At 69.9% G+C, this 11,351-nt stretch carries 9 protein-coding genes; 4 read left to right on the plus strand and 5 right to left on the minus strand.

Annotation, left to right across the window (positions count from 1 at the left end; translation table 11 throughout):
- The first annotated feature begins 38 nt into the window (after positions 1-38).
- Positions 39-1,637, plus strand: a complete 1,599-nt coding sequence (locus tag STHE_RS01310; RefSeq protein WP_012870753.1) for a M20/M25/M40 family metallo-hydrolase — start codon at positions 39-41, stop codon at positions 1,635-1,637.
- A 71-nt stretch (positions 1,638-1,708) separates the two neighbouring features.
- On the opposite strand, the gene STHE_RS01315 is transcribed toward STHE_RS01310, so the two are convergent.
- From STHE_RS01315 to STHE_RS01335, 5 genes are all read right to left on the minus strand, one after another.
- Positions 1,709-2,581 carry an LLM class F420-dependent oxidoreductase gene (locus STHE_RS01315; RefSeq protein ID WP_012870754.1) on the minus strand — a complete coding sequence of 291 codons (873 nt, stop codon included), beginning with the start codon at positions 2,579-2,581 and terminating at the stop codon, positions 1,709-1,711.
- Positions 2,582-3,267: 686 nt separating this feature from the next.
- A complete protein-coding gene (locus tag STHE_RS01320; RefSeq protein WP_012870756.1) occupies positions 3,268-3,501 on the minus strand; it encodes a cold-shock protein in 234 nt (77 codons plus the stop codon).
- 121 nt (positions 3,502-3,622) lie between these two features.
- Entirely contained in the window at positions 3,623-4,597 is a 975-nt protein-coding gene (locus STHE_RS01325; protein WP_012870757.1) for an NAD(P)H-dependent flavin oxidoreductase, read from the minus strand.
- 105 nt (positions 4,598-4,702) lie between these two features.
- Positions 4,703-5,143, minus strand: coding sequence for a hypothetical protein (locus tag STHE_RS01330; RefSeq protein WP_012870758.1), 441 nt, complete (start codon positions 5,141-5,143; stop codon positions 4,703-4,705).
- 125 nt (positions 5,144-5,268) lie between these two features.
- Positions 5,269-6,135 carry an MBL fold metallo-hydrolase gene (locus STHE_RS01335; RefSeq protein WP_012870759.1) on the minus strand — a complete coding sequence of 289 codons (867 nt, stop codon included), beginning with the start codon at positions 6,133-6,135 and terminating at the stop codon, positions 5,269-5,271.
- A gap of 143 nt (positions 6,136-6,278) precedes the next feature.
- Here STHE_RS01335 and STHE_RS01340 point away from each other — a divergent pair, with 143 nt between their 5' ends.
- The 3 genes from STHE_RS01340 to STHE_RS01350 all read left to right on the plus strand — a co-directional run bounded on the left by STHE_RS01340 (position 6,279) and on the right by STHE_RS01350 (position 11,322).
- A complete protein-coding gene (locus STHE_RS01340) occupies positions 6,279-8,387 on the plus strand; it encodes a hydantoinase/oxoprolinase family protein (protein ID WP_012870760.1) in 2,109 nt (702 codons plus the stop codon).
- A complete protein-coding gene (locus tag STHE_RS01345) occupies positions 8,384-10,036 on the plus strand; it encodes a hydantoinase B/oxoprolinase family protein (protein ID WP_012870761.1) in 1,653 nt (550 codons plus the stop codon). Before STHE_RS01340 ends, STHE_RS01345 begins: the two co-directional genes overlap by 4 nt.
- A gap of 413 nt (positions 10,037-10,449) precedes the next feature.
- The gene (locus STHE_RS01350) at positions 10,450-11,322 is read left to right on the plus strand and encodes an aromatic ring-opening dioxygenase subunit LigB (RefSeq protein WP_012870762.1); all 873 of its coding nucleotides are present in this window, start codon (positions 10,450-10,452) and stop codon (positions 11,320-11,322) included.
- The last annotated feature ends 29 nt before the right edge of the window (positions 11,323-11,351 follow it).

The following is an 11,351-nucleotide window of genomic DNA, read 5'->3' on the forward strand; positions in this document are numbered from 1 at the left end:
CCTGTCAATGGGCGGGCGAGTGCAGCGAGGGGGTATGCATGGCCGAACGATACCGCGAAAAGGCCCATGCGATAGAGTGGGTCGATGCCAACGCGGGAAGGCTGTCCGAGTTCCACCTCGAGATCTGGAACTACGCGGAACCAGCCTGGCGGGAGTACAAGTCCGCGCGGGCGTATTGCGAGTTCCTGCGCAGTGAGGGCTTCGAGGTGGAGGAAGGCTCCGGCGACATGCCGACCGCCTTCGTCGCCCGGTTCGGCGACGGTGGTCCGGTGCTCGGCGCCTATGCGGAGTACGACGCGGTTCCGGGCAACTCGCAGCAGCCGGTGCCGTACCGGGCGCCGCGCGAAGGGTTGCACCCGTGGGCCGCGGGTCACACCGACCCGCACTCGATGCTCGGTGTGGCCGGGTTGACCGGGGTGCTGGCAGCCAAGGCGGCGATGGAGAAGTACGGGATCAAAGGCACGCTCGTCTTCTTCGGCGAGCCCGCCGAGAAGGTCTGCGGCTCAAAGCCGATCCACGCCGCCAAGGGCTACTACGATGGATTTGACGCCTTCATCGCCTACCACCCGTGGCCGCAGAACACGGTCGAGTGGGATACCCACTTCGGCGCCTACTGGAGCTGCGTGTTCACCTTCGAGTGTGTGGCGCCGGAAGAGTGGGCGGATCGGTCGCTCCTGCCGGCGGAGGCCGGCCCGCGGGCTGTGCCGCGCTGCCCGGGCGCGATCGACGCGCTCTGCTTGATGTACACCACCACCAAGTACACCAAGGAGGCCATGTTCCCGCACACCGGTAGCTGGACCATCAATGAGTTCATCCTGGCTGCCGGCGATGCGACGGCTGACAACCTTCCCCCGCGATTCAGCCAGATTCAGTACGCGTGGCGCTCCCCCTCGCTCGGCCTGCAGGAGCAGATCTACCGCATCCTGGAAAACAACGCCCGCCATGCCGCCGCCGCGACCGGGTGCGAGGTGTCGGTGCAGTGGGTCTCCAAGACCCGGGTGGGCCTACCGAACCATGCCATGGCCGACCTGACCTACCGGAACCTGGAGCTCGTGGGGCCACCGAAGCTGAGCGAGGCCGCTCGGGAGTTCGGCCGCGCCATCCAGGCCAATCTCGGACTGGAGCCCATGGCCAACCCGTTCCCCGATGAGGTCGAGCAGTTGCTCCCACCGCAGGAGTATGAGGAGCGGGTGCGACACGGCCTCCCGGCGTGGCAACACCACATCGGTGCCGACGACTACGTGGAGTACATGTGGCACGCCCCCACGGTGCGGCTGCTAACGGGGCGCCCGCGCCTGCGGCCGCCGCATCCGCAGTACCAGTACCCGAACTGGACCTATCTGGCGTTGGGTGGACGGTCGGAGGTCGTCGATCCGGGCATGTTCGTCGCGGGCAAGACCATCGCGGCGACGCTGCTCGATCTGCTGACCCGGCCCGACGAGCTGGCCCGCGCCAAGGCAGAGTTCGTCGAGCGCACCGGCGGCGGTGTCGGCGGTTCCAAGTGGGTACCGCCGCTGCTGCCGCGGGACATCATCCCACCGATCGATCTCCGCTGGCCCGAGTACATCCGCACCGAGCGCGGTGAGGAGTGGACTCTGCCGACCCCGATTCCGAACGCGGCTCAGAAGCTCACCTGAGAGTGAGACACGGATTCAGGCCACCGCTCGCAGCATGAGCGGTGGCCTGAATCCACGGCACACAGGCTCGGTCAGGCGCGCCCTACGCCCAACTCCCGAGCGATGCGCTCGATGGCGGCGATATGGTCGCGGGGTGAGGAGAGGCCCATGCCGAGCGTGTTGATGAGCAGGTGCGTGGCACCGGCCTTCCGCCAGCGTTCCACCTGCCAGTGCCACTCATCGGGCGTGGATTGGCCGATGGTGATGCGGGGTTCCAGTCCGAGCGTGGCGGGGTCCCGGCCGGCCTCCCGGGCGTACTGCCGCACCCGCTCGACGATCTCCAGCCCCTCGTCGGTGGGCGGGAACTGTGGCTGCCAGCCGTCGGCCAGCCGGCCGATGCGCCGATAGGCTGGCTCCGACCGACCACCCATCCAGATCGGAATCGGCCGCTGAACCGGTAGCGGGTTGATGCCGACGCCGGGCAGGTTGTGCCAGCGCCCCTCGTAGGTGACCACGCGCTGGGTCCAGAGCAGGCGCATGACCTCGATCTGCTCCTCGATCCGCCGGCCGCGGTTGTGGAAGTTCTCGTTCAGCGCGATGTATTCGGCCTCGTTCCAGCCCACGCCGACGCCGAGGCGGAAGCGCCCGCCGGTGAGGAGATCGACCTCGGCGGCCTGCTTGGCCACCAGGACCGTCTGCCGCTGTGGGAGCACCACCACCGTGGTCACCAGCTCGAGTTTGGTGAACGCCGCGAGATAGCCGTAGAGCACCATCGGCTCGTGGAACAGGCTGTCGACCGTGTACGGACCGGTCCACCCGGGGCGCGTGCTGGTGTCGACACCAACGACGTGCTCGTAGCAGGCGATATGCGTATAGCCGAGCCCCTCGGCCGTCTGCACATACTCCCGGATTACGGCCGGGTCGGTGCCGATCTCGGTCTGCGGCAGGATCACCCCGATACGCATCGCTCACCTCACTTCGTGCTGGTCATACCCAATATGGGCAAACGATTGAGCCCATGTCACCCTGAGCGGAGCAAAGGATCTGGCGGGTCTGACGCGAGATCCTTCACTCCGCTCACGATGACACAGAAACCCGGACGACACGGAGACGCGGGATCACCCCCACTTGCTGTCACCCATCCGGGTGAGTGCCCCTCTCAGGGAGCATAACACCGCGACGGCGGCGAAACGTCCCGCCGCGGCCGGAATTGGCCGTTCGCGCGAGGAACATGCGACAATGGAGGTAGCGCGTGAGGGGTCGGCGCGCCGAACCGGGAGGAGACCAACGATGCTGCGGAACTTGATGGGCCTGATGCCCTACGTGATCCTGTTCTTCGCCATCGGCACGGTGGTATCGCTGTTGGCGATCATTATCCTCATCGCCAGGGCCGTCCCCTAAGGTCGACGACCGGCTGCACCCGCATCGCATCCGCTAACCAGCCTGAACGGCACCGGCCAGGGATGGCTCTGCGCCCGTTAGGGGGTACCGCGCCGCACAAAGAAAACCGGCGCGACCGGGAATGGCCACGCCGGGGTATGGTGGGCAGGCCCTTACCCCTGGCTTGCCAGACCGGCCGCGAGAGATACGCGGTCGTCTGCTGCCCGCCAGGGGTCAGGGCGTTGCTTCGGAGAAGCCTAAGACGACCGCGCTACGCGTAGCGCCTGCGCCGCGGCGGGTTCAGATTCGGCTCGGTCACGCGAACGTGCTCGGCCCGCGGCCCTTTGGGGCTGCTTGTGACATCGAACTCGACGCGGTCACCCTCGTTTAGTTCACTACCCGAGATGGCGCTGCGGTGAACGAAGAGGTCGCTATCCCCGTCGTCTCGCGCGATGAACCCGTACCCCTTCTCCGGGTCGTACCATTTGACCGTACCGGTGGTCATGCGGTGCTCCTATACGTTTGCGCTCCCCTGGTATCGCTCCCCGGGGACGCTCCCTTGGGATAGACAACCCTGCTGCAGCAAGGCGAATGCCACGGTAGCCTATCCATCTGCCTGATCATAACTATCGCAGAATCTGGGCCGGGCGTTCCTGCAGGAGCCGCTCGGCCTCAGCTGCGACCCACCGCACGATCTCCCCGGCCGGTTCGACGGTGTGGATCAGTCCGGCCACGTTCCCGGCCCGCACGGCCGCCACCTCGGCGTCCCCATCGCTTTGCGCCGCCTCGATCTGCTTGCGCAGCGCCGCGGCGTGGGTCGGGATCTCGTCCTCCCGCGGCTGCCAGGCGTCGACGAAGGGGTTGCGGATGACCCGGTCGGCGGTCCACTCCGGGAAGGGTGCGCTGGCGATGAGGTCGTAGACGCGCGTCTGGACGGCATCGTCGGTTGAAGCCGCGACGACGCGAGCCTTGGCCCACTCCCCGCCGGCCCACTCGTTGCTCGCGACAAAGCGCGTGCCCATCCAGACGCCGGCGGCGCCCAGCATGAGCGCCGCGGCCAGCCCGCGTCCGTCGGCGATGCCCCCGGCCGCGAGCACGGGGATCGTGCCCACCGCATCGACCACGGCCGGGACGAGCGGGAGCGTGGCACTCGTGGTCCCCGCGTGGCCACCGGCCTCAACGCCCTGGGCGGCGATGGCGTCCGCGCCCGCGCGTGCCGCCGTCACGGCCTGGGCGACCGTCTGCACCTGGACCAGTACCTTGACCCCGGCTCGGTGGGCGGGTTCGATCCACGGCGTCGGGTCGGCGAACGAGTGACTGACGGCCGCGACCCGCTCCTCCAGGGCGACCGCCATCAGGTCGGCAGTGCCGGGGGCGGAGGAGATGAAGCCGACACCGAAGGGGCGATCGGTCAGTTCTCGGACGGCACGGATCTGCTCGCGCAGCCACTCCGGCCCGCCGAGGCTGGTGCCGCCCAGGAGCCCGAAGCCCCCTGCTGCCGAGACCGCCGCGACCAGGTCCGCCGTGGCGGTCCCTGCCATCGGCGCGCTGACGATCGGATGCTCGATTCCCAGGAGGTCACAGAGCGGGGTGTGGAGCATGACGGACCCTCCTTCGGGTGGAGCGTGAATGAAGGGGCAGCGATGGGTCCACCATAGCGCGGGGAGGGCCGCACCGCCAGAGGGCGGTCGCCACGACGGGACAGATCAGGGGGTGTCGGACGGCTCATGGCCGTCAGGCGGGGGCTCCTTGGGACGGAGTTCGGAGAGTTCCGGCTCGGACAGGGCGCGCCAGAGGCGCCGGGCGATCCGAGGGAGCGCCGTGCCGACCAGGGTGCCGAGCGCGGTGGCGCCGAACAGGTAGACCTCGGCGTTGAACGCGGCGGCGACGAGCTGCTGCACGTTCCGGATCAGGCCGTCGGTGATCCCCGCCAGGACGACGGCGAAGATCACGGTAGCGGGGAGCAGCACGACGGACCAGAAGGAGCGGACCAGCAGGGCCAGCAGGAAGCCGAGGGCGAACAGTTGGACCTGCAGGTCGAACCGGCTGATGGTGAAGCCGTCCGGAAATCCGAGCACGAAGTACCCGAAGACGAACGCGGCGATGTACCCCGCCGCACCGAGGATCTGGCCGAGCCGGGCCGCCACAGATCTGCTCCTCTCCTCCACGCACCGCGCCCCTGCGCCACCGTGCGCAGTGCCCGGCCAAGTGTTGCACAGGTCGCGCGGGCGTGGTGGGTGGCCAGGCAACCCGGCTCCGCCGCAGCAGATGTCTACGCCGTCGCCGGCTCCCAGCGCCAGCCCTCACCGTGCGGCGTGACACGGCCGAGGCCGGGGAAGGGGAAGTGGTAGACGAACAGCAGCGCGTCGTCAGCGGCTGCCTCCGCGAAGAAGCGTCGCCGTGTCGCCTCTGCCAGCGCCCGGTCCTGGTCGAGGGCGGCCCCCCACGACGGGCGCTCCAGGTGGAGCGGGTTGAGCGCGACATCCATCGGCAGCAGCACGCGCTCGTTGCCGGAGGAGATCGCCAGGGCCATGTGGTGGAGAGTATGCCCCGGTGCCGGGATCGCCTCGACGCCGGGGGCAATTTCTCCCGGCCGGTTGATGAGGTCGAGCTGGCCCGCGATCGGCTGGAGGTGTCGCCGCGCGAAGTCGGCCATCACCGCTTCGAGCTGACCGAGGCCGTAGATCGACCCGGCCGCGAGGCGGTTGAGGACCGTCTCATCGGTCCAGAAGCGCCACTCATCCTCCCACATGACATACCGTGCCGCCGGGAAGGCAGGCCGGCCCTCGGCGTCGACGTTGCCGCCGATGTGGTCGGGGTGGGCGTGGGTGATGATCACGGTGTCGATGTCGCGCGGCTCGTACCCCGCGGCACGCAGGCTCTCCTGCAGCTTCCCGGTCGTCGGCGCGAAGGGGCCCATGCCGGTGTCCACCAGGATGCGCTGCCCGCCGGTCTCAATCAGCAGGCAGTTCATGTTCGACGGGACATCCGCGGGGATACCGCGCTCTGCAAGCTCGCGCTCCCGCTCCTCCTCCGGCGCCCCGGCGAAGACCGACGCCGCCGGGAAGGCCGCGCCGCCGTCGCTGATTAGGGTGCAGGTAATCGATCCGACCGAAAAGCGGTGGATGGCCGCGGACATGGCACGCCTCCTCTCACGCATCCCCGGCACCACTCCGCGCAAGAGGGTACACGACCCCGCGCCCGCCCGCAAGGCGCTGCGGCGGGGTATGATGCCGCGCGGGGCGGCGAGGCTGCCCGAGAGGTGGAGGAGGTTCAGATCCTGTGAGGAAGCGATACGCCATCAGCGTGGACGTTGGGGGGACGTTCACGGACTTCGTGCTGTTCGATCAGGAGGCGGGCACGCCTGCCGCGTTTCATAAGGTGCTGACCGATGCGGAGCGTCCGGCCCGTGCGGTCGTGACCGGCTGGCGGGAGATCCTGGAGATGGTCGGGGCGACCTCGGCCGATGTCGACCACGCGGTGCATAGCACGACCATCGTGACCAACGCCATCGTCGAGCGCCGTGGCGCCAGGACCGCGCTCATCACCACCCGCGGCTTCCGCGACGTGCTGGAGATCGGCATCGAGCAGCTCTACGACATCTACGACCTCTTCGCACCCTACCCGCAGCCGCTCGTGCCGCGCGAGCTGCGCTGTGAGGTCGATGAACGGATCACCCGCGACGGCGAGGTGCTGCGCCCGCTGGACGAGGAGGCGGCCCGCGCGCTGGTGGACGAGTTGGCGGCCGCGGGGGTGGAGTCGATCGCGGTGGCGCTGATCCACGCCTACCGTAACCCCGTGCACGAGCGGAGACTGGCGGAGATCATCGCTGAGACCCACCCGGAGATCACCGTCTCGCTTTCGTCGCGCGTTGCCCCGCTGATCGGGGAATATGAGCGGACCTCCACTGTGGCGGCGGATGCCTACGTCAAGCCGTTGCTGCGACGCTACCTGACCGACCTGATGGAGCAGCTCCGGGCGCTGGGGTACGAGCGGGATCTCTCGATGATGCTCTCCTCCGGCGGGATCACGACGGTCGAGGCGGCGATGGAGTTCCCGATCCGGTTGCTGGAGTCGGGTCCGGCTGCGGGCGCCTTCGCGGCCGGGTTCTACGGCCGGCTGGCCGGGCACGAGCATGTCCTCTCGCTCGACATGGGCGGGACCACCGCCAAGGCGTGCCTGATCGAAAACGGCGCGCCGACCGTGGCCGGGATGCTGGAGGCGGACCGCATGCACCGCTTCAAGCCCGGCAGCGGGCTGCCGATCATGGCGCCGACGGTCGACCTGATCGAAATCGGCGCCGGAGGCGGGAGCATCGCCCACGTCAACAACCTCGGGCTCATGCAGGTGGGACCCCAGAGCGCCGAGTCGAACCCGGGTCCGGCCTGCTACGCGCTCGGCGGTGAAGAGCCGACGGTGACCGACGCCAACGTGCTGCTCGGCTACCTCGACCCCAACTACTTCCTGGGCGGCCGGATGGCGCTCGAGCCGGAGCGGGCGCGCACCGCCGTGGTCGAACGATTGGCGAAGCCGCTGGGGCTCGACCCGATCGACGCGGCCTGGGGCATCCACGCCATCGTCAATGAGAACATGGCTCAGGCAGCGCGGACGCACCTGATCGAGCGCAACCGCGACCCGCGGAGCGTTGCGGTGGTGGCCTTCGGCGGCGCGGGCCCGGCCCACGCGGCGGAGGTGGCCCGCATCCTGGGCATCCGGCAGGTGATCGTGCCGATGGGCGCCGGGGTCGGCTCGGCGATCGGCGCGTTGACCGCCCCGATGGCCCTCCCCTTTGTCCGCTCGCACATGACGCTGCTCGACGACTGCGACTGGGCGCTGGTGCACGCGCTCTACGACGAGATGCGGGAGGAGGCACGGCGCGCGTTCGCCGCGACGGGGAACGTCGAGGCCGCGCGCTACCGCCTGGCGGCGGACATGCGCTTCGCCGGGCAGTACCACGAGCTGCGGGTGGACCTGCCGGAGGACGCGCTCGGCCCGGCAGGCGCCCGCGCGATCGAAGCGGCCTTCCGGGAGGGCTATGCCGCCACCTACGGGCGGGCGCCGAGCGGGCTGGGCATCGAGGTGCTCAACTGGCACCTGATCGCCGAGCTGCCGCGCCCCGCTTTCACGCTGGCGGCCGAGGCGTGCCACGAGCGTGACCCGCGCACGGCCCTGAAGGGCGGGCGCCCGGTCTACTTCCCGAGGCCGGAAGCCGGGTACCGCCCCTGCCCTGTGTACGACCGCTACCGGCTGGAGCCGGGCGCGGCCTTCGACGGGCCGGGCATCATCGAGGAGCGCGAGGCGACCATCGTGGTGCCGCCCGAGTGGCGCGTCACCATCGACGGCTATCGGAACGTGATCCTGGAGCGCACGGAAGGCGAGGGGGCGCGATGACGCGGGCACGGACGTTCGACCCGGTCAGCCTGGAGATCATGTGGAGCCGGCTGATCGGCATTGCGGACGACATGTGGACCACGGTCCTGCGGACTGCCGTCTCCACCATCATCGGCGCCGCCCAGGACTTCGGCTGCGAGATCCTCGACGCCGAGGGCCACTCGGTGGCGCACTCCAACCGGAGCATGCCGGTGTTCAACATCGTCATGCCGACGGTGACACGTGCGGTGATCGAGCGCTACCCGGTCGAGACCATGCGGCCAGGGGACGTGTTCGTCACCAACGACCCGTGGCTCTGCGCCGGGCACCTGGATGACATCGCCACCATCACCCCGGTCTTCCACGGGGGGCGCGTCGTCGCCTTCGCCGTAACCGTCGCCCACACCTCCAGCATCGGCGGCGCGCTGGCGCGGCGCACCGTGCGCGACATTTACGAGGAGGGCCTGCGCATCCCCCTGTTGAAGCTCTATGACGCAGGCGAACTCAACGAGACGGCCTGGGCATTCATCCGCGAGAACGTCCGCACGGCCGATATGGTGCTCACCGACATCGAGGCGACCCTCACCGCGAACGACCTCGGTGCCCGCCGCATCGTCGCTTTCCTGGAGGAGTACGGCCTGCCCGACCTGGTGGACGTCGCTCGGGCGATCCAGGAGCACTCGGAGCGGGCCATGCGGGAGGCGATCCGGGCGCTCCCCGACGGCGACTATGAGCATGAAGTGTGGGCCGACGGGCTGGACGAGCCGGTGCACCTGCGCTGCCGGGTCACGGTGCGCGGCGACGAGATCACGGTCGACTACGCCGGGAGCGACCCCGAGCGCCCGCGCGGCGGGATCAACTGCACACTGACCTATACCAAGGCGCACACGGTCTACCCCCTGAAGTGCCTGCTCTCGCCGACCGTTCCGGCCAACGAGGGTACCTTCCGGCCGTTCACCATCACAGCGCCGGAGGGCTCGATCCTCAACTGCCGGGTGCCGGCCTCGGTCGGCTCGCGTGTGCGCACCGGCTGGCACATCCACTCGCTCCTCTTCGGGGCGCTGGAGCGTGCGCTGCCCGACCGGGTGCAGGCCGGCAACGGCCTGATGAACTCGGTCCATGTCTACGGCCAGGAGCCGAATGGCCGCTTCTACAACGCGCACTTCTTCATCGCCGGGGGGCGCGGCGCCAGCCGCGGGCGGGACGGTATCGGACGGAACTGCTTCCCGAGCAGCGCCCGCAACGTCCCGGTCGAGGTTTTCGAAGCCCGCACCCCGGTGCTGATCCACACCCGAGAACTGCGGGAGGACTCGGCCGGCCGGGGGCAGTGGCGGGGTGCCTTCGGCCACCGGCTTGAGATGGGTGTGCTCCCCGGCTACCCAGCCCCGGTCTCCTTCTTCATCGACCCGGATCGACTGCGCTTCCCGCCGCGTGGCCTGAGCGGCGGCGAGGACGGCCCGCTGACTGAGGTTCTGGTCAACGGCCGGCGCCTGACGCCCGAGGAGATCGGTGCGGGGCAGATCACCCTGTCCGGCCCGGACGAGCGCCTGGTGCTCCACATCCCCGGTGGCGGCGGCTATGGCCCACCCGACCAGCGTGACCCTGCCCTGATCGAGGCGGACATCCGCTCCGGGCTGGTGACGCCGACTGGTGCCGCGGTCGGCTCCTAGCCGCATCGTCGCCAGCCGGGGCGCCTGTGGGAGCGCCGGCCTCCCGGCCGGCCCCTGTCCCGTGCCCTTCCCTCCCAGCGGCGGCGAGGAGTAGCGGGGGAGGGGAGAGCCGTGTGCCGCGCGGAGCCGCCCGTCACGTGGCCTGTCCGGTAGGGGAGGGCCTGGTGCCCTCCCGCGTTCCCCTCGACGATGACGGCGGGCGGTACTCCGTTCGATAAGCCCCGCCCCGAGCGGCGATGTGTCATCCTGGGAGGAGCGAAGGATCTCTTCGCGAACCCTGGATGCCCACGTCACCATGTCGGACGACGGCGGCCGTACCCGGGCTGACTCCACCCGTTGACGGCCCTCCGGGCACGCGGAATACTGGCCGCACGATCGCATACGAGAACCGTGCCGAGAAGGAGGACAAGCGCATGGCCGGGTTGGTCTTCGCCTGCGTGGTGCCGCATGGGTTCCCGATCATCCCCGATCTGAGCGACGACGCCGAAGGCGCGCTCGCGACCCGGGCGGCGATGGAGGAGGTTGGACGCCGCTGCGCCGCAGCCCGCCCCGACGTGCTGGTCGTCGCGACGCCGCACGGGACCCGCGTCGACAACACGATCTGCCTGGCGTCCGTCGCCCGCGGCGCCGGGACTCTCCGCTGGGAGGGCCGCCAGGTCGAGATGAACGTCCCGGTCGACGGCCCGATGACCGACCTGATCGCCGAGCGGGCGGCCGCGCGCGGCATCCCCATCGCGCGGGCCAGCTTCGCGGGCAACCGGCGCGACCAGAGCGTGATCCCGCTCGACTGGGGCACGATCACCCCGCTCTGGTTCCTGGGCCATGGGCGCAACCTGGTCGGGCACGGCGACGTGCTGGCGCCGGAGCCGGAGGAGGACGCCGGCCCGCCGGTGGTCATCGCCGCGCCGTCGCGCCTGCTGCCGCGCGAGACGATGGTCGAGTTCGGCACGGCCGTCGCCGAGGCCGCGGCGCAGAGCGGGCGTCGGGTGGCGTTCGTCGCATCCTGTGACTGGGCACACACGCACAAGGAGAGCGGCCCCTACGGCTACCACCCGGCGGCGGCCAAGGTCGATGCCGCGGTCGTGGCCGCGCTCCGGGACAACGACCCGGGCCGGCTGATCACGCTGCCCGAGGACGAGGTGCAGCACGCCGCCATCGACGGGCTGTGGCAGACGCTCATGCTCGCCGGTGCCATGGCCCACACGCCGATGCGGGGCGAGCTCCTGAGCTACGAGGCGCCCTCCTACTACAGCATGATCGTCGCGACGTTCGAGCCGGTGGGGTGAGGGAGCACTGAGCGTAGGCCGAGCAGCAG

This window comes from Sphaerobacter thermophilus DSM 20745 (assembly GCF_000024985.1).
GTDB lineage: Bacteria > Chloroflexota > Chloroflexia > Thermomicrobiales > Thermomicrobiaceae > Sphaerobacter > Sphaerobacter thermophilus.

What these genes read in the sequence shown, in the direction of transcription:
- STHE_RS01325 (WP_012870757.1), bottom strand. Translation starts at nt 4,597, where the DNA reads ATGCTCCACACCCCGCTCTGTGACCTCCTGGGAATCGAGCATCCGATC.
- STHE_RS01350 (WP_012870762.1), top strand. Translation starts at nt 10,450, where the DNA reads ATGGCCGGGTTGGTCTTCGCCTGCGTGGTGCCGCATGGGTTCCCGATC.
- STHE_RS01310 (WP_012870753.1), top strand. Translation starts at nt 39, where the DNA reads ATGGCCGAACGATACCGCGAAAAGGCCCATGCGATAGAGTGGGTCGAT.
- STHE_RS01345 (WP_012870761.1), top strand. Translation starts at nt 8,384, where the DNA reads ATGACGCGGGCACGGACGTTCGACCCGGTCAGCCTGGAGATCATGTGG.
- STHE_RS01335 (WP_012870759.1), bottom strand. Translation starts at nt 6,135, where the DNA reads ATGTCCGCGGCCATCCACCGCTTTTCGGTCGGATCGATTACCTGCACC.
- STHE_RS01320 (WP_012870756.1), bottom strand. Translation starts at nt 3,501, where the DNA reads ATGACCACCGGTACGGTCAAATGGTACGACCCGGAGAAGGGGTACGGG.
- STHE_RS01315 (WP_012870754.1), bottom strand. Translation starts at nt 2,581, where the DNA reads ATGCGTATCGGGGTGATCCTGCCGCAGACCGAGATCGGCACCGACCCG.